The 18,054-nt window shown below is 75.4% G+C and carries 13 protein-coding genes and 1 pseudogene; 4 read left to right on the plus strand and 10 right to left on the minus strand.

Going from position 1 to position 18,054, the window contains the following annotated elements:
• Positions 1-168: 168 nt before the first annotated feature.
• Positions 169-756 (minus strand): NADH-quinone oxidoreductase subunit B family protein, encoded by a 588-nt coding sequence (locus tag AB0C22_RS27920; protein ID WP_357537913.1) that lies wholly within the window; start codon positions 754-756, stop codon positions 169-171.
• 188 nt (positions 757-944) lie between these two features.
• Here AB0C22_RS27920 and AB0C22_RS27925 point away from each other — a divergent pair, with 188 nt between their 5' ends.
• Positions 945-1,487 (plus strand): SigE family RNA polymerase sigma factor, encoded by a 543-nt coding sequence (locus tag AB0C22_RS27925; protein ID WP_357019574.1) that lies wholly within the window; start codon positions 945-947, stop codon positions 1,485-1,487.
• Positions 1,480-2,682, plus strand: a complete 1,203-nt coding sequence (locus AB0C22_RS27930) for a hypothetical protein (RefSeq protein WP_357537915.1) — start codon at positions 1,480-1,482, stop codon at positions 2,680-2,682. The genes AB0C22_RS27925 and AB0C22_RS27930 overlap by 8 nt, the downstream gene beginning before the upstream one ends.
• Before the next feature lie 243 nt (positions 2,683-2,925).
• On the opposite strand, the gene AB0C22_RS27935 is transcribed toward AB0C22_RS27930, so the two are convergent.
• Genes AB0C22_RS27935 through AB0C22_RS27945 form a run of 3 tightly spaced genes read right to left on the minus strand, consistent with a single transcriptional unit; the run spans position 2,926 to position 6,327 of the window.
• Complete coding sequence (locus AB0C22_RS27935; RefSeq protein ID WP_357537917.1) at positions 2,926-4,374, minus strand: aminotransferase class V-fold PLP-dependent enzyme; 1,449 nt, start codon at positions 4,372-4,374, stop codon at positions 2,926-2,928.
• On the minus strand, positions 4,371-5,981 hold the full coding sequence (locus AB0C22_RS27940; protein WP_357537919.1) for an MFS transporter: 1,611 nt from the start codon (positions 5,979-5,981) through the stop codon (positions 4,371-4,373). The genes AB0C22_RS27935 and AB0C22_RS27940 overlap by 4 nt, the downstream gene beginning before the upstream one ends.
• 31 nt (positions 5,982-6,012) lie before the next feature.
• Positions 6,013-6,327: an MGMT family protein gene (locus AB0C22_RS27945; RefSeq protein WP_088644748.1), complete on the minus strand. Its 315-nt coding sequence runs from the start codon at positions 6,325-6,327 to the stop codon at positions 6,013-6,015.
• A 13-nt stretch (positions 6,328-6,340) separates the two neighbouring features.
• Here AB0C22_RS27945 and proB point away from each other — a divergent pair, with 13 nt between their 5' ends.
• Entirely contained in the window at positions 6,341-7,498 is a 1,158-nt protein-coding gene (gene proB, locus AB0C22_RS27950; RefSeq protein ID WP_357537921.1) for a glutamate 5-kinase, read from the plus strand.
• A gap of 49 nt (positions 7,499-7,547) precedes the next feature.
• A complete protein-coding gene (locus tag AB0C22_RS27955) occupies positions 7,548-8,789 on the plus strand; it encodes a glutamate-5-semialdehyde dehydrogenase (protein ID WP_219464803.1) in 1,242 nt (413 codons plus the stop codon).
• Positions 8,790-8,855: 66 nt separating this feature from the next.
• Here the strand turns inward: AB0C22_RS27955 and AB0C22_RS27960 are convergent, their stop codons facing one another.
• The 6 genes and pseudogenes from AB0C22_RS27960 to AB0C22_RS27985 form a co-directional block, all read right to left on the minus strand.
• The gene (locus tag AB0C22_RS27960) at positions 8,856-9,785 is read right to left on the minus strand and encodes a prenyltransferase/squalene oxidase repeat-containing protein (protein WP_219464805.1); all 930 of its coding nucleotides are present in this window, start codon (positions 9,783-9,785) and stop codon (positions 8,856-8,858) included.
• 93 nt (positions 9,786-9,878) lie between these two features.
• Positions 9,879-11,060 carry an adenylyltransferase/sulfurtransferase MoeZ gene (moeZ, locus tag AB0C22_RS27965; protein WP_219464807.1) on the minus strand — a complete coding sequence of 394 codons (1,182 nt, stop codon included), beginning with the start codon at positions 11,058-11,060 and terminating at the stop codon, positions 9,879-9,881.
• 110 nt (positions 11,061-11,170) lie between these two features.
• Positions 11,171-11,929 (minus strand): DUF3152 domain-containing protein, encoded by a 759-nt coding sequence (locus tag AB0C22_RS27970; RefSeq protein ID WP_357537924.1) that lies wholly within the window; start codon positions 11,927-11,929, stop codon positions 11,171-11,173.
• Positions 11,930-12,259: 330 nt separating this feature from the next.
• Entirely contained in the window at positions 12,260-13,255 is a 996-nt protein-coding gene (locus AB0C22_RS27975) for a DUF3152 domain-containing protein (protein WP_357537926.1), read from the minus strand.
• Between the two features lie 209 nt (positions 13,256-13,464).
• Positions 13,465-14,400, minus strand: a pseudogene (locus AB0C22_RS27980) (alpha/beta hydrolase); the annotation flags it as partial.
• A gap of 45 nt (positions 14,401-14,445) precedes the next feature.
• The gene (locus AB0C22_RS27985) at positions 14,446-17,928 is read right to left on the minus strand and encodes a hypothetical protein (RefSeq protein WP_357537928.1); all 3,483 of its coding nucleotides are present in this window, start codon (positions 17,926-17,928) and stop codon (positions 14,446-14,448) included.
• Positions 17,929-18,054 lie beyond the last annotated feature (126 nt).

The following is an 18,054-nucleotide window of genomic DNA, read 5'->3' on the forward strand; positions in this document are numbered from 1 at the left end:
AGAAAGTGACGGCTGGGGCGCGGCCCGTGCGTCCGGACGGGTACGGGTCGGTGATCAAGAGGTTCGCGTCAAGAATCCGGGTGGAGATGGCGTAAAGCTCTTGATCACCGGGGCGAGACGGAGGGAGCGCGAGGCGGAGGGGGCAGCGGGGGCGGGGGCAGCGGGGGGTCAGGGGGCTGAGGGGGTGGGGGGGTGGATCAGGGGGGCGGTCAGGGAGTCGGCTGGGCGTGGGGGGGTTCCGTCGGAGGGGGTGACGTCGGCCAGGGGGGCGAGGGGGTCGGTGCGGTCGACGCCGCCGATGCCGGACTGCTCGGCGGCGATCTTCTCCTGGAGGCGGAGGATGCCGTGCAGCAGCGCCTCGGGCCGGGGCGGGCAGCCGGGCACGTAGACGTCGACCGGGATGAGCTGGTCGACCCCCTTGGTCACCGAGTACGAGTCCCAGTACGGGCCGCCGCAGTTGGAGCAGGCGCCGAAGGAGATGACGTATTTCGGCTCGGGCATCTGGTCGTACAGCCGCTTGATCGCCGGGGCCATCTTGTCGGTGACCGTGCCGGAGACCACCATCAGGTCGGCCTGCCGGGGCCCGTGGGCGAACGGGATGACGCCGAGCCGGATGAAGTCGTGCCGGCCCATGCTGGTGGCGATGAACTCGATCGCGCAGCAGGCCAGGCCGAAGTTGAACACCCAGAGCGAGTAGCGGCGACCCCAGTTGAGGACGAACCGGATCGGCTCGCCGAGCACTGCCGGCAACTGCACGACCGCCTCCTCGTCCGGCCGGTCGACGACCGTTACGTCGCCGTGGCCGCTGCGCTGTCTCCCAACGGACAGTCAACCACAGCCGACGGACGCAACCCTGTGCGCAGGCAGCGGGCTCTTACCCGTGTGACGGCGGGCCGTGTCCCGGGGTGCGGGCCGTCGGGCGACCACGGGGAGGACGAGTGACGGTGACGAGAAGCGCGCGGGTCGGTGATCCACCACCGGACCCCCGGCCCGCAGCCCCGCAACTGAGCTTCGACGGGTTCTACCATGCCCATTTCCGTGGGCTGGTCGTCCAGCTCACCGCCTACACCGGCGACCTCGGCCAGGCGCAGGACCTGGTGCAGGAGGCGTTCTGTCGGGCGTACGCGCGGTGGGACCGGGTGTCCGGCTACGACGACCCGCTGGCGTGGGTCCGCAAGGTCGCCTGGAACCTGGGCCACCACCGGTGGCGGCGGCTGCGGACCGCCCAGGCGTGGTTGTCCCGGCAACGGGAGACCCACGTGGCCGGACCGACACCGGACCGGGTCGCGGTCGACGTCGCGTTGGCGCAGCTGCCACCGAAGCAGCGCCGGGCGGTCGTCCTGCACTATCTGGCTGACATGTCGGTGAGTGAGATCGCCGCCCAGGAGCGGGTCGCCGAGGGAACGGTCAAGTCCTGGCTGCACCGGGGCCGGGCCGCCCTGGCCACCCAACTGCGCGAGAGCACCGGGGAGGTGCGAGATGCCTGACCCGGAGATCCTCGATCCGAACGTGGAGTTCGCCCGCTACCGCCGTACCGTGCTGGCGGAGGTGGTGGTGCCCGGCCCGGCCGCGGTCCGGCGGACCGTGCGGTCGCGTCGCCGGCGCCGGTGGGCCGCGCTGGTCGCGGCGGTGCTGGCGTTGTTCACCGGACCGACCCTGGGGTACGTCGCACTGCACCGTCCGGAGCCCCGGCCCGGCCCGGTGCTGCCCGCACCCGAACCGACCGGTACGCCGACGCCGGGTGGACCGGTGACCCCGACCGGCAGCCCCACGCCGACCGGTGCGGCCCCGACGACGCCACCCGACGGCCGGATCGGCCGCAACGAACTGCTGGCCACCACGGTTACGCTGCCGGGGTGGCCGGCCGGGGCGCAGTGCCGCACCGAGGGCGTCCGGTTGACCGCGGACGGCCACGAGGGGCAGAACGCCCTACTCGCCGTGGACCACGGTGACGTCGATGCCGACGGGGCGCAGGAGACGGTGGCGTTGGTGCAGTGTGTCTTCGGCACCCACGGTTGGCAGCAGGTGGTGGCCTTCGACCGGGACGCCGCCGGCCGGATCGTCACCGTCGGGCGGGTGGTCGTCAGCGCCCGGGAGCGGCCCCAGTGGCTGATCGGGATGCAGGTGCGCGGTGACGGGGTGGTCCGGGTGCAGGTCGGGGACATCTACCCGGGTGGCGGTTGGGCCGGCGAGTGGTCGCAGCGGCAGTGGCGCGGTTACCGCTGGGACGGCGGGTCCTTCCGCCAGGTCTCCGGGCCGACCGGTTTCCCGCCCAACCCGCACGAGGTGAATCTCGTGGTCACCGCCACCGACCTGGTGCTCGGCGTCGCACCGGACGGCTCCCGGGCCGGATACACGACGGTGCGGGTCCGCAACACCGGCACCGGGCCGGCCCGGTCCGTGGCGCTCCGGTTCGACCTGCCGGTGGCGCTGCGCCCGGACGGCGACGGCTGGGCCGCCTGCCGGACCGCCCCGGCGACGACCGGCGGGCCGGTGCGCTGCGAGCTGGGCGCGCTGGCCCCGGGGGCCGAGTTCCGGCTGGTCCTGGGCCTACGGGTGGCGGCCGACGATCCGCTCGGCGCGGGCACGGCCGAGCTGACCGCGCAGGCGTTGGACGCCGAGAACCGGGTCGTCGCGGAGGTGGTCGAGTACGACAACGTCACCCCGCTGCCCTACCGGTGACCAGCCGGCCGGGCGCGGTCGTCGTGCCTGGCCGGGCCACCCCCGGGGCAGCCCACCCCGGGGCAGGGCCCCAAGCAGGCAGGGCCCGCGCATGGGCAGGGCCCGAAGTGGGCAGGGCCCGCGCATGGGCAGGGCCCGAAGTGGGCAGGGCCCGAAGTGGGCAGGGCCCGAAGTGGGCAGGGCCCGAAGTGGATCAGACGGGCTCGGGGCGTTCCGGGGGCTGCGGAGGCAGCCCCCGGACCGTCACCAGGTGGGGCGTTGCAGCAGGCCGACGAACTCCACCAGCAGGCATTCGCGCAACGCGGCGGGGGCGGCGTCGAGCAGGGTGTTCACCATCGCCATCCGGTCCGGCGGTCCGGCACCCAGCCCGAGGCCGGCGGCGAGCCCCCCGATCAGTTCCGGGGTGAGCGTCTGCGGGGTCAGCGATCCGGCCAGGGCGACCAGTTCGGCCGGCAGCTCGACCGGCCCGGCCTGGCGGGCGGCGGCCACCGCGGCGGCCAGGTCCGGGCCGAACTCGGCCACCCGGGGGGCCACCGAGGCGGTCACCGTGAGGTGCACGCTGGCGGGCAGGTCGGCGTACCGCAGCTGGGGTTGGGTGTGCCAGCCCCGGGCGGTCAGCTCGTCGACCAGGATGAACAGGTCGAGCGCCGGGTCGGTGCTGGTGAAGCAGACCACGGTGGACTCCGGTTCGGCCATCAGCCGCAACCCGTCGACCCCGCGTACGGCGGCGGCCAGGGTGTCGACCGCGTCCCGGGTGGTTGCGGCCAACCGCAGGTAGCCGTCGTCGCCGAGGTGCCGCAGGGTGGCGTACGCGGCGGCGATCGGGCCACCCGAGCGGGTGGAGGCGAGCACCGGGTTGACCATGGTGTAGCCGGGCCAGCCGGCGTACGCGAAGAACTGCGGGGAGCGCAGCGTCGCGTCCCGGTGCAGCAGCACCGACACCCCCTTCGGGGCGTACGCGTACTTGTGCAGGTCGACGGAGATCGAGGTGACCCCGTCGACGGTGAAGTCGAACGGTGGCACCGGCACGCCGAGGCGACGCAGGTAGGGCAGGGTCCAGCCGCCGAAGCAGGCGTCCACGTGGCAACGCACCCCGGCCGCCGCCGCCACCTGCGCGATCCCGGCCACCGGGTCGATCACCCCGTGCGCGTACGACGGGGCGGAGCAGGCCACCAGCACCGTCTCCGGGCGGATCGCGGTGGCCACGTCGGCGACCGACGGGCGCAGGGTGACCGGGTCGACGGGAACCGTGTCCAGGGTGACCCGGAGCAGGTGGGCGGCCTTGGCGAAGGCGGCGTGCCCGCTGGCCGGCACCACGATCCGGGGTGCGGTCAGCTCCGGGTGGGCGTCCCGGGCGGCCTTGACGGCCAGGATCAGCGACTCGGTCCCGCCGCTGGTGACGCTGCCGACCACGTCCGGCGCGGCGCTGCCCGGTCCGCCGCCGAGCAGCCCGCCGGCTGCCCCGACGAGCCAGTTCTCCATCGCCAGCAGGGACGGAAAGGCGGTCGGATCGAGCCCGTTGACGTGGGCGCTCTCCGCGTGGGCCGCCGCCCCCAACGCGTCGAGCCCGCCGACGCCCGGGTCGTACACGTAGGCGAACAACCGCCCCCCGTGCACCGGCCGATCCCCCGCCCTGAGCTGCCGAATCTCGTCCAGCACCCGCTCGGCAGGCACCCCGTTCTTGTCGATCATGGACTTGTGGTGGCCTTTCCGTAGGTTTTCGCGGCTTTCGCCCCCGCCACAACTCCATGATCGACGAGGTGGGTGGGGGCGGGAGGTGGGGGGAGGTGGTAGGGGTGGGGGCGGAGGAGGAGGGTGGCGGGGGCGATGAGGAGGGCCGGGACGAGGGTGAAGCCCAGGAGGACGCCCAAGCGGGCGGTGGGGGTCTGGGGGGCGGCGGTGCCGGTGGCTGAGGAGACGTAGCCGGAGAAGGCCAGGACCAGGCCGTAGAGGCCGGGGCCGAGGGCCAGACCGAAGGTCTCTCCAGCGGTCCACAGGCCGGTGAAGACGCCAGCCTGTCGGCGACCGGTGCGCGCGGTCGAGGCGGCCACACAGTCGGGCAGCAGCGCCAGCGCGAAGACCTGCTGCCCGGCGTACCCGACGCCGAGGAGCGCGACCACCGCGTAGACGGCGGCGGCGGGCAGCACCGGCGCGGCCACGAGCGTCGCCGCACCGGCGGCCAGCAGCAGCGAGGCGGCGACCAGCGCGGTCTTCTTGCCCAGGCGCGTGCCGAGCCGGGTCCACAGCGGCATCACCAGCAACGCCGGCCCGACGAAGCAGGCGAACAGCACGGTGGGCCCGGTGGTCGGGTCCCGCAGGATCTGGGCCGCGAAGTAGCTGACCCCGGCCAGGATGGTCGCCACCCCGGCGGACTGGATCACGAAGCAGAGCAGCAGCGCCCGGAACGGCCGGTCCGCGGCGACCACCGCGAGTTGGGCGCGAAGCGTCGGCTCGGTGGCGGTCACCGTGCCGGTCGCCGCCGACCGGGTGCCGAGGAACGCGCCGAGCGCGCCGAGCGCGATCAGCGCGGCGACGAACACCCCCATCCAGCGGTGCCCGGCCACCCCCTCGCCACCGGCGGTCACCACCATCGGGGCCACCGCCCCGGAGATCAGGATGGCCAGCGCCAGCACCGCGACCCGCCAGCCCATCAGCCGGGTACGCTCCGCCGCGTCGTCGGTCAGCTCGGCGGGCATCGCCACGTACGGGACCTGGAAGAAGGCGAACGCGGTGGCGGTGGCGAGGAACGCGACGGCCACGTACGCCCCGGCGGCCGGCCCGACGCCGAAGGGCGCGGCGAAGATGGCGGCGAAGAGCACCGCCAGGGCGATCCCGGCACCGAGCAGCCACGGCCGGCGTGGCCCCCACCGGGAGCGGGTCCGGTCGGAGATGCGCCCGGCGACCGGGTTGACCAGCACGTCCCATGCCTTGGGCAACAGCACCAGCAGGGCGGCCAGCCCGGCGGCCACCCCGAGCGTGTCGGTCAGGTAGGGCAGCAGCAGCAACCCGGGCACCGTGCCGAACGCCCCGGTGGCCAACGAACCGAGCGCGTAGCCGGCATGCACCCGACGCGGCAACCCGACCCCGTCGGCACCGGCCGACCGGGCCGACCCGCCGGCCGACTCGGACACCCCGGCAGCTGGCGCGGGCAGGCCGCCGGCCGACGCAGATACCCCGGCGGCCGACGCGGACACCCCGCTGGCCGACGCGGGCAGGCCGGCGGCCGACGCGGACACCCCGGGGACCGGCGCGGGCAGGCCGGCGGGTGGGGAGCCGGGCTCGGCCGGTGGCACGTCCATGCGGCCGAATGCTACTCACGTTACCGCCTGGTCACCGCCCCTCATCCGGCCACCATTTGGCGGCATCCAGATCCACCCCGGCACCCCGCAACGGGCAGCCCTCGGCGCGCAGCAGGGCCCGCGCCCGCACCTCGTGCCCGGGTGGCAGCCGACCCGCCGCGTTCACCACCCGGTGCCAGGGCACCCCGCCGCCGTGCCGGGCCATGATCGAGCCGACCAGCCGGGCCGAGGCCCGCCCGGACCGCTCGGCCAGCGCGTCGGCGATCGCCCCGTAGGACATCACCCGGCCCGGCGGTATCCGCTCGACCAGCGCGAGCACCGCCTCCACGTACTCCTCAGGCGTCACGACCGGCCAGGATATGGGAACGCGGCGGGGTCCGTCGGGACCGACCACGCAGAATGGGCGGGTGCGTGAAGCAGTCACCCAGGCCCGGCGGATCGTCGTCAAGATCGGTTCGTCCTCGCTGACCACCGCCACCGGCGGCCTGGACGAGACCCGGGTGGACACCCTGGTGGACGCCCTCGCCGCGCTCGCCGCCGCCGGCCGCGAGGTGGTGCTGGTCTCCTCCGGGGCGATCGCCGCCGGGCTCGCCCCGCTCGGGCTGCCCCGCCGCCCGCGTGACCTGGCCACCCAGCAGGCCGCCGCCAGCGTCGGCCAGGGCCTGCTGATCGGCCGGTACGCGGCCGGTTTCGCCAGGCACCGGCTCACCGTCGGGCAGGTCCTGCTCACCGTCGACGACGTGACCCGGCGGGCGCACTACCGCAACGCGTACCGGACCCTGCGCAAGCTGCTCGACCTGCGGGCGGTGCCGATCGTCAACGAGAACGACACGGTCGCCACCCAGGAGATCCGGTTCGGCGACAACGACCGGCTGGCCGCCCTGGTCGCCGCCCTGGTCGACGCCGACCTGCTGGTGCTGCTCTCCGACGTCGACGCGTTGTGGACCGGCGACCCGACCCGCCCCGGCAGCACCCGGATCACCGAGGTACGCGGCGAGGCCGACCTGGCCGGCGTCGACATCGGCGGGACCGGCCGGGCCGGGGTCGGCACCGGCGGCATGGTCACCAAGGTGGAAGCGGCCCGGATCGCCACCGGCTTCGGCATCCCGGTGGTGCTGACCGCCGCCCCGCTGGCCGGCGACGCGCTGGCCGGGCAACCGGTGGGCACGTTCTTCCACCCGGCCCGGCGACGCCCGGCGGCCCGGCTGTTCTGGCTGGCGCACGCCACCGCACCCCGGGGGCGGCTGCACCTCGACCCGGGCGCGGTGCAGGCCGTGGTGGGCCGGCGCAAGTCGCTGCTGCCGGCCGGGATCACCGCCGTGGACGGCACCTTCACCGCAGGCGACCCGGTGGACCTGGTGGACGTCGACGGGGCGTCGGTGGCCCGGGGACTGGTCAACTACGACGCGGTGGAGCTGCCCGGCCTGCTCGGCCGGTCCACCGGGGAACTCGCCGCGGCGCTCGGCCCGGCGTACGAACGTGAGGTCGTCCACCGCGACGACCTGGTGCTGCTGTGACGTCAGGCGTCCCGCACGGGCGCCTCCGGAAGATCCGAAGGAGTACGCAATGAGCGTCGTCGAGCAGGCCCGGCGGGCCCGGGACGCGGCGGAGGCCCTCGCCGTGGCCACCCGTACGGTCAAGGATGGCGCGCTGCACGCGATGGCCGACGCGCTGGTGGCGCGTACGCCGGAGATCCTCACCGCGAACGCGGCGGACCTGGCGGCCGGGCGGGAGGCGGGGCTGAGCGCGGCCGTGCTGGACCGGCTCGCCCTCGACGCGGGTCGGGTGGCCGGCATCGCCGACGCGCTGCGCGAGATGGCCGCACTGCCCGACCCGGTGGGCGAGGTGGTCCGGGGTTCGACCCTGCCCAACGGGCTGGAGCTGCGGCAGGTGCGGGTGCCGTTCGGGGTGGTCGGCATCATCTACGAGGCCCGGCCGAACGTGACGGTGGACGCGGCCGGCATCTGCCTGAAGTCCGGCAACGCGGCGCTGCTGCGCGGGTCGTCCTCGGCCGCGCACTCCAACGCGGCGTTGGTGGCGGTGCTGCGTGACGCGGTCGCCGGGGCGGGGCTGCCGGCCGACGCGGTGCAGTTGCTCGACGCCGGCTCCCGGGAGTCGGTCAAGGAGCTGATGCGGGCCCGGGGCCTGGTCGACGTGCTGATCCCGCGCGGTGGCGCGTCGCTGATCCGCACCGTGGTCGAGGAGTCGACGGTGCCGGTGATCGAGACCGGGGTGGGTAACTGCCACGTCTACGTGGACGCCGCCGCCGACCAGGCCAAGGCGGTGGCGATCGCCCTGAACGCCAAGACCCAGCGGCTGAGCACCTGCAACACGGCCGAGTCGCTGCTGGTGCACGCCGACGTCGCCGACGCGTTCCTGCCGGTCGTGCTGGCCGCGTTCGCCGAGGCCGGGGTGACCGTGCACGGCTCCCCCGAGGTCGTCGCCCACTCCCCCGCCGTGGTGCCGGCCACCGACGAGGACTTCGCCACCGAATACCTCAGCGCGGACATCTCCGTCGCCGTGGTCGACTCGCTCGACGCGGCGGTCGCGCACATCCGCCGCTACGGCACCGGGCATACCGAGGCGATCGTCACCGACTCGCAGGCCGCCGCCCGGGAGTTCGTGGCCCGGGTCGACGCGGCGGCGGTGATGGTCAACGCCTCCACCCGGTTCACCGACGGCGGCGAGTTCGGCTTCGGTGCGGAGATCGGCATCTCCACCCAGAAGCTGCACGCCCGGGGGCCGATGGGGCTGCCCGAGCTGACCTCCACCAAGTACGTGGTGACCGGCGACGGTCACCTGCGCTGAGCGGACCGCCCCGGCCCGGCTACGCCCGGGGGCGGTCGCCCGCAGCCGGGCGCTGCGGGCCCGGGGTCACCAGGTGCCGGGCTCGTCGTCGGTCGGCGGGACCACGCGGGCCCGGCGCACCACCGGTGAGCCCGGCGGGGCGACCGGTGAGCCCGGCGGCAGGACCGGCCCGATCGGCCGGCAGGCACGGATCGCGGTCAGCGTGGTGTGCACGTCGAACTGGTGGCCGTCGTCGCTGTCCCAGCCGCCGTCGCTGCGCTGGGTCTCGGCGAGCCGCCTGCGGGCCGACACCAGCACCCACTGCTCCTCGCCCACCTCCACCCGGCGCAGGGTGGCGGCCAGCGCGGCGGTGTCCGCCGGGGACAGCTGCGGCATCCGTTCGGCCAGCACCGCCTGGATCCGGGCCGACTCGTAGTAGAGCTGCTGGCGGTGCAGCACCGCCGCGCTCAGCCAGCCGGCGGCGAGGAAGGACGGCCAACTGCCGTCCGGGGCGAGCTGCCCGGCCAGGGCCTGCGCCGCCGCCTGCACCACCCCGGCGTACGCGCCGCCGACGCGGTTGTCCAGCGGGCCTGCGGCACGGGCGTCCCGACCGGCGACGCTGAGCCAGAACGCGGCGTTGGCCGAGAGGTAGAGCCGGGCCTCCGGGTCGCCCGGGGTGGCCCACTCGGGGGCGCTGCCGGCCAGCCGCGGGTCCTCGTCCCAGCCGCCGTCGGGCAGTTGCCGGGCGGCCAGCCAGTCCAGGGCGTGCCGGGCGGCGGGCCGGCCGAGCGCGCCGAGATCGTCCAGTTCGGCCAGGCGGAAACAGGTGGCGTCGATGGACGGGACCTCACCGCCGAGCACCGCCGGCCAGCCGCCGTCCACGGTCTGCCCGACCTCGGCCGCGTCGAGCAGGTCGGGGGGCACGGGCGCACCGGTGCGCAGCCGGGACAGCCGGGCGCGGTCCACCGCGTCACCGTGCGCCACGACGAAACCTATCGCCGCATCCAAGTCCACCACGGCGCAGACGCTACCGGCGCGGACGCGATCCCGCCTCGGGGAATCGGTCGGGGCCGGGGGCGGTTCGTCGCCGCCCCCGGCCCCGGTCACCGGTCAGTACGCGGGCAGCGAGGGATCGATCTGCTTGATCCAGGAGAGCACCCCGCCCTGGACGTGCACCGCGTCGCGGAACCCGGCCGCCTTCAGCGCGGCGAGCGCCTCGGCCGAGCGGACCCCGGACTTGCAGTGCAGCACGACCTGCTTGTCCTGCGGGAGCTTCGCCAGCGCCTCACCGGAGATGATCTCGCCCTTGGGGATCAGGGTGGAGCCGGGAATCCGGACGATCTCGTACTCGGCGGGCTCCCGGACGTCGACCAGGAAGATGTCCTTGCCGGCGTCCTGCCACTCCTTGAGCTCGGTGGCGGTGATGGTCGAGTCGACGATCGCCTCCTGGGCCGCCTCGGAGACCGCGCCGCAGAAGTCCTCGTAGTCCTCCAGCAGGTCGGTGACCGTGGGGTTCTCGCCGCAGAGCACGCAGTTCGGGTCCTTGCGGATCTTGATCTTGCGGTATTCCATCTCCAGCGCGTCGTAGACCATCAGCCGGCCGACCAGCGGCTCGCCGATCCCGGCGAGCAGCTTGATCGCCTCGTTGACCTGGATCGAGCCGATCGACGCGCAGAGCACGCCGAGCACGCCGCCCTCGGCGCAGGACGGCACCATGCCGGGCGGCGGGGGCTCCGGGTAGAGGCAGCGGTAGCAGGGGCCGTGCTCGGCCCAGAAGACCGACGCCTGACCGTCGAACCGGTAGATCGACCCCCAGACGTACGGCTTGCCGAGCAGCACCGCCGCGTCGTTGACCATGTAGCGGGTGGCGAAGTTGTCGGTGCCGTCGACGATCAGGTCGTACCGGGCGAAGATGTCCCGGACGTTCTCCCGGTCGAGGGCGGTGTTGTGGATCTCCACCTGGACCAGCGGGTTGATCTCGCGGATCGACGCGGCGGCGGACTCGGCCTTGGACCGGCCGATGTCGGAGACGCCGTGGATGATCTGGCGCTGGAGGTTGGACTCGTCGACGGTGTCGAAGTCGATGATGCCGAGTGTCCCGACCCCGGCGGCGGCCAGGTACATCAGGGCCGGCGAGCCGAGACCACCGGCACCCACACAGAGCACCCGGGCGTTCTTCAGCCGCTTCTGCCCCTCGACCCCCACATCGGGGATGATCAGGTGACGGGAGTAACGACGGATCTCGTCAACGGTCAGCTCGGCGGCGGGTTCGACGAGCGGGGGCAACGACACGGTGGACTCCCCGGTGATCGGCTGATGGCGAACCGAGCCATTGTCGCTCGGCCGACCACCCCTCGGCCATGAGCAGTGACACCCCGTCCGACATACGGGAGGGGAATAACTCAGGCGCCGGGGATCAGCTCGCCCGAGTAGCGGGAGCCGTCGACGTACGGCCAGGCGTTGGCCACGCAGCCGTCCAGCCCGTACGTCTGCTGCTGCATCACCGGGGCCGGCTCGCCGACCCCGGGGCAGGCCTGGTGTTCCTCGCCGAGTTCGTGCCCCACCTCGTGGTTGACCACGTACGTCCGGTAGACCGACAGCGGCGCCCCGTAGTCCGGCACGGCGTCCATCCAGCGGGCCAGGTTGATGACCACCCGACCGGGCAGCCGGCAGGAGGTGTAGCCCTCGGTGTCCAGCCCACCTTCCGCGCAGATCCGCTCGGAGGTGGCCGGGGTGGCGAGATAGATGGTGAAGTCGGCGGCGGCCACCTCCGGCACCCGCTGGAACCGTAGTTCGCCGGAGCGGATCCAGCTGTTCGGGTCACCCAGGGTGGCGTCCACGGCGGCGGCGAACGCGTCCACGTCCTGACCGGTGCCCTGTTCCACCTCGATCCGGTAGCGGTGCAGCGGACCGTCGGAGCCGTACACCTCGGAGCGGCCGTCTGCGACGGTGAAGCGCCCGGGTCCGCTGCGCGGGTAGCCGGTGGGGGGTTGCCCGCCGTCGGGTCCACCGGTCGGTCGTCCACCGCCCGTCCCGTCGGCCAGCCGCCCGGCGACCGGCGCGGGGTCTCCCGGGGGGTCGTCCGGGTAGAGGCCGACGAACCCGCCCGCGCCAAGCAGGACCAGGCCGAGCAGCACGGCCCGGCGACGCCGACGCCGCAACCGACGACTGCGGTACGACCCTCGCCGCCCCTCCGTGGGGTGGCTCGGCCCGCCGCGGCTCGGCCCGCCGTGGCTTCGCCCGCCGTGGCTCGGCCCGCCGTGGTGCGGCTCGGTGTGCGGGTCGCGGTGGCGCTGGTCGGCGGGCTGCGACGCGGTGCGGTCGCATGGGCGTGGGTCGGGTGGGCCGGCGGCCGGCGGCTCCGGACGCCCGGCGGAGTCGGTCGGGGTGGTCACCCGTCCAGCATGGCAGACTAATCGGGCATATCAGCGTTATTGCCACTTCTTACGAGAGGATGTTTCACATACACCGGACGACCCGCCCCGGCGGGTTCAGCGCGCCGGGCCGGCGTACCGACGCCCACCCAGGTACGGCCACGGGTTCGCCGTGCACCCCCGCAGGAACAACGACTGCTGCTGCATCACCGGCGCCGGCCGGCCCACCCCCGGGCACCCCTCGTGGCGGTGCCCCAACTCGTGCCCCACCTCGTGGTTCACCACGTACGTCCGGTAGAGCGCCAACGGCACCCCGGCCCGGACGAAGTGCGGCACCGACGTCCGCCACCGGTCCAGGTTGACGATCACCTTCCCCGGCGCGCGGCACGACGTGAACGGCACCCCACCGACCCGGATGTCCACCCCACCGGCCCGGCACAACCGACCCGCCGTGTTCCGGGTCGCCAACTGGACCGTGAAGTCGTACGGCGCGTCCCCCGGCACCCGGCGCAGCCGCAACCGCCCGCCGTCCACCCAGCTACCCGGCCCGGCCAGCGCCGCCTGCACCTGGTCGGAGAAGTCCCGGACGTCCTCACCGGAGCCGACCTCCACGGCCACCCGGTACCGCCGCAGCACACCGGACCGGCCCAGCGTCGCCCCGGCCCGGTCGTCGTAGGCGAAGGTGCCCCGGCCCGTCGCCGGGACCGGCCCGGACAACGCCAACGGCGGCACGGCCGTGGTCGGGCCACCCACGCCGGCCTGCTCCGCCGACGGCACCGCGACCGGCGGCACCGGCCCGGCCGCACCCTGCGGACCCGCACCGTCGGCGGGCCCGGCCCGCCCGAAGTCGCCGGCCGACCCCACGGCGTCCGACGCGTTACCGGTCGCGGCCGACCCGCCGGGTGGCACCACCGGCCGGGCGACCAACCGACCGGTGCCCGACCCCGCACCCGTGGTCACCGCCAGCCCGCCGGAGACCACCACCAACAGCAGCACGGTCGCCGACAGCGCCGGACGCGACCGGCCGGTGAAGACGGACGGACGGCGCAGGACCGTCCCGGGGCGGCGGATGCCACGGGCCCATCGCAGGCCGTGGCGCAGGAGGGCAGTCATCCGGGTCAGGATGCCACCCCGGGCCGCCACGCCACGTCACCACCGGACTCCGGCGCGTCGCCCCCGCCGAACTCAAGCGCGGCACCCGCACCGGCCGACGGCACGTCCGCCCCACCGCCGGTCGTCGGCGCCGCGTCCCCGGCAGACGTCGGGTCCGCACCGCCGGCCGGTGGCCTGCCGGGCCGGGCGGGCGGCGGGGACCCCGTCGTCTCCGCGAGCAGGTGAAGCACGGCGCGAGCCACCGTACGCGGCACCTCCAACTGGGCCACGTGCCCGACGCCGGCCAGCATCATCAACCGGCTGTCCGGGATGATCCGGGCGGTCTGCGGGGCCACCCTGACGTCCACCAGCCGGTCCTTCATGCCCCCCACCACCAGGGTGGGCGCCTCGATCGCGGCGGCGATCCGCCACAGCGACCCCGGCCCCGGCAGGTACGACCGCAGGAAGCTGGCCACCAGCCCCCGGAACGTCCGGACGTACGCGGCGGCGTAGTGCGTCGCCTCGTAGCGGACCCGGATCTCCTCCAGCGCCTCCTGCCGGCGCTGGTCGCTGATCCGGCTCAGGTCGGCCACGCACGCCTCCATCGCCTGCCGGGCCATCACCTCCGGGGCGAGCTGGGCGAGCCGCCACGCAGCCAACCGCTCCCCCCGCGGGATGGCCAGCAGCGGCAGCATCCGCCCCTGCAACGAACGCCCGAAGTTCAGGAACGGCAGGGCCGGCGAGATCAGCGTCAGGGTCCGCACCAGGTCCGGCCGGCGACCGGCGACGTACACCGAGACCGCCCCGCCCAACGAGTTGCCGAACAGGTGCACCGGGCCCCGGCCGGAGTGCTCGATCCAGCGCACCACCCGGTCGGCGAACGCCGGGATGGTGTAGCGCAGCCCCGGCTCGCTGCGCCCGAAACCGGGCAGGTCGATCGCCTGCCCGTCGAGGCGGCCGGCGAGCAGGCCGGCGAGGTCCGTCCAGTTCTGCGACGAACCACCCAGCCCGTGCACGTACAGCGCCGGTTCCGCGTCCGGCCCGGTGGCCGGGGTGTCCCGGACGTAGGTGACCGTGCCGTCGAGGCGTACCGCCCGGCCGGGCCACGGTGGGGGCAGCCGGTGCGGGGGCAGGTGCTCCTCGGGCCAGAGGGCGGCGCGCTTCATACCGGCAGTGTTACCGCCCCGACCCCTCGCCGACAACGTGCCAGGTCAGGCGAGCAACGCTTCGAGGCGTCGGTTGACCGCCGCCAGGGTCGCCCGGACCACCGCCTGACGCGGATCACCGGCGACCAGCGCCGACCCCGCCAACTGCTCCACCCAGCCGTCGCAGACCAGCAGCACCACCACGGTCGCCACCTCGCAGTTGCCGAACGGCACCACGGCGGCGTGCTCGACGAAGCAACGTCCCCGCTCGGCGGTGCGCTCGGCGTGGCGCAGCAACTCGTCCACGGCCGCCGCGGCGGCCACCGCGCACAGCCGCAGCACGTACCCGTCCACGGCCGGCCCGGTGGCGTGACCGGCGGCCGGCTCACCGGCGGTGAGCAGGCGTACCTCGACGTTGGCGTCCAGGCCGAAGGTGCTCACCTGGACGTGGTCGATCACCACCCGGGGCCCCGGCACACCGCCGGTGTCCAGCGGTCGCGACGGCGCGGTCTCCGTCGTGGTCATCTGCCCACCGGAGTACGACGCGTTGAGCGTCGCCGGGCTGCCGGTCGGCACCAGCAGCGCCCCCGGGGGTGCCTCCTCCACACTGGCCCGACCCCGGTGGACGGGCTGCCGACGTCGCCGGGGCACCCCGGACGCGGTCGGCGACTCCTCGGCGGGGTGCTCCTCGCCGTCCCAGGCCGGACCGTCGGCGCGGGACACCCCGTCGGCACGGGCCGCGGCGGTCGACCGGGCCGTCGGCTCACCCGCCGGTCGGGCGGGGTCACCGACCGGGCGCTCCTCGACCGGGGACGACGCGACGACGGGCGGTGCCGCAGCGGATGGGGAGACCACCGGCGACGCGGCGGGTGGCTCGACGGCGCGGGCCCGGCCGGTCGGGGCACCGCCCCGGTTCGGATCCCGCCGGTCGGCCGGGCCGAACTCGTCACGGCCCCGGGCGTCACCCGGGCGCTCGCCGGCAGCCGGACGCGGCTCACCGGTACGCCGACGCAGCGGCGGCGGCACCGGGGCGCTGGGTTCACCGGACAGGTTCTGCGGCGCGGCGGCGAGGCCCATCCGTTCCTGGAGCAGGCGGGCCACCAGTCGGCTCACCTCCGCCGGGTCCGCCCCGTCGGACAGGTCGAGGCGCAGGCTGTGCGCCCCGGCGGGGGTACGACGCAGCGCCGCGTCCCGCACCCCGGCCACCTCCCGTACGGCGTCCAGGATCGCGTTGACGTCGAAGCCCTCGGGGCGTTCCCGCAGCGGGGCGGACTCGTCGTCACGACGCAGGTGGGTGGCGATTCGGGCGAGCTCCGGGGTCTCTGCGGGGGGCTCCACGGCTGGCGGCTCCGGCACGACGGGCACGTCCGGTTCGGCGGGGACGCGCTGCGGCAGCACCGCCGTGCCCCGGTCCGGCTGCCGTTCGTCCACCACCGGCTCGGTGGCGGTCAGCGGGTCAGGGGCGGATCGGCGGGCCGCGTAGGGGGGAGCGCTCGTCGGGACGGGCGCGGGGGGAATCCGGTCCAGGCGGTGTGGCCCGCTCGTGGCGGGGGCACCGACGGCGGAGACGGGAGGCTCCGGCGGGTGGCCGGGAAGATCGGTGGGGGTGGCCGGCTCGGTCGGCACCGACCGGAGTCGGAACGGCTGGTCGGCGCGGCCGACGGGACGGGCGGCCGGCTCGTCGCGGGGGAGTCGGAACGGCTGGTCGGCCCGGACGGCGGGCGGCAGTCCGGTGCCCCGTTCCGGGCCGGAGGCGGCCACCGGCCCGACCGGTTCGGGCCCCGGCAGGGCCGGCACGGCGGGCGGCTCGGCCCGCGCGGCGGGCGACAGACCGGCCGGCTCGTCGCGGGGCAGGCCGGCGAACGCCTCGGGGGCCGCCGGGGGTGGGCCGGTGAACGTCTCGGGGGGTACGGGTGGCGCGTCGGCGGGCGGGCCCACCGCCCAGGGGCGTCGCTCGGCCGGTCGGTCCGGCGTGGGCGACCCCTCGGTGGCGGACTCGCCGGCCGGCCGGCCGCGGTCGGGCCGCTCGACGGGCTCCGGCCAGTCCCGCCCGGACCGGTCGGTCCAGTCCCGGCCGGACCGGTCCTGCTCGGGGCGGTCGGTCCAGTCCCGCTTCACGGGGGCGGTCCAGTCCCGCTCGGAGCGCTCCGCTCGACCGCTGCGGTCCACCTGGTCCGGGAAGTCCCGCTCGGACCGGCCGGAGAAGCCGCCCTCGGGCCGGTCGGTGCGGGTCGGGAGGTCCCGCTCGGACCGGCCGGTACGCCCGGACCAGTCCCGCTCGGGCCGGTCGCGGTCGTGACCGGTGCGGTCGGACCAGTCGGGCTCGGGGTGGTCGGTGCCGGGGCGGCCCGGGGCGACCCGGTCGACGACCGGCGCGACGGGCGGCTGGTCCCGGCCGGGCCGGGCGACCACCGGCGGCGCGGGCTCCGGCAGCGCCGGTGGGGTGACCGGCTCGGAGCGGGTCAGCTCGTACGGGCGGGGCACCTCCGAGCGCACCGGCTCGTACGGCCGGGCGGGCTCGGCGCGCACCGGCTGGTAGGGGCGGGCGGGTTCGGCACGGACCGGCTCGTAGGGGCGGGCGGGCTCGGCCGACCACTCGGCCGTCCGTTCGGCGCGGGTCGGGCGGCCGGCGGGCGGCTCCTCGTCCCGTGACCAGGCGGGTGCCCAGCTGCCGCCCCAGCTGGGCCGGTTCCAGCTCGGGCCGGACCAGTCGGGCTCGTCCGGTCCGGGGGCGGGCCGACGCCCCGCAGCGGACTGCTCCCCGCTGTACTGCCCGGCACCACGCGGCTCGGTGCCGTACGGATCGGCACCGGGCGGCTCGGTGCCGGCGGTGGGCTCGGTGGGGGCGAACCGGCCGGCCCCGCGCGGGCCGCCCTCGGCGGGCAGCCGGTTGCTCCAGTCGCGGGGGGCGTCGGTCGGCAGCGGCCCGGCCTCGCCCCGCTCGGGGGCGTGGAAACCGGGGGGCACCTCGAACCCGGAGGCGGCGGTGCCGACCGGCGGGACCTGCACGGCCGGCGGGGCGGAGGTGGGCAGGCCACTGTCGGGCCAGTGGCCGCGCCGGGGCGCGGCGGGATCGTCCGAGGAGTGCCGGGCGGACTCGGGATCGTGCGGTGGCTCAGCCGGGGACGCCGGCCGCTGGGCCGGCACGACCAGTCGGTCACCGTCGGTGAATCCGGGGTCGTCGGCGGGGTGCCCCGGCCCGCCGGGCGGGGCGCTCACCGGGCGACGCAGCGGGGCCGGGAATTCCGGTGCCGAGTCGTGACCATTGCGGTGGGCCCGCCCGTTGCGGGGGACCTCGTCGCCGGCCGGGGGAACGGGGAACGGCGCAGGCAGGTCACCGTGCCGGGACGGCTGACCACCCCAGCCGGCGGTGGGATCGGTCCGGTTCCACGGTGAGGCCGACTCCCGGTAACCCGGGGCGTCGGTTCCGCCGGACCACCCGGTCGCAGGTGCCCAACCGTTGACGGAACGGGCCAGGTCGTCCTGCTGACCCGTACCGTCGTCATGCTCTCCCGGGGTGGCGGCACCGGGTTGCCCTGATTCACTCACCGCGCGCTCCTTGGTCGCCCCCGCTGAGGCTACCGTGTGGTGACAGTGGCGATAAGTTACAGCGGCGGGCCAATTCCGGGGCCGGGGTGAGTGCCCTGACCGGTACGGGGTAAAAGTGCCGGCTGG

Origin of the sequence: Micromonospora sp. NPDC048894, assembly GCF_040649765.1 — a bacterium.
Taxonomy (GTDB): Bacteria; Actinomycetota; Actinomycetes; order Mycobacteriales; family Micromonosporaceae; genus Micromonospora; species Micromonospora antibiotica.

Coding starts and splice junctions, on each gene's coding strand:
- AB0C22_RS27930 (WP_357537915.1), top strand. CDS start 1,480: ATGCCTGACCCGGAGATCCTCGATCCGAACGTGGAGTTCGCCCGCTAC.
- AB0C22_RS27935 (WP_357537917.1), bottom strand. CDS start 4,374: ATGATCGACAAGAACGGGGTGCCTGCCGAGCGGGTGCTGGACGAGATT.
- AB0C22_RS27940 (WP_357537919.1), bottom strand. CDS start 5,981: ATGGACGTGCCACCGGCCGAGCCCGGCTCCCCACCCGCCGGCCTGCCC.
- proB (WP_357537921.1), top strand. CDS start 6,341: ATGGGAACGCGGCGGGGTCCGTCGGGACCGACCACGCAGAATGGGCGG.
- AB0C22_RS27955 (WP_219464803.1), top strand. CDS start 7,548: ATGAGCGTCGTCGAGCAGGCCCGGCGGGCCCGGGACGCGGCGGAGGCC.
- AB0C22_RS27975 (WP_357537926.1), bottom strand. CDS start 13,255: ATGACTGCCCTCCTGCGCCACGGCCTGCGATGGGCCCGTGGCATCCGC.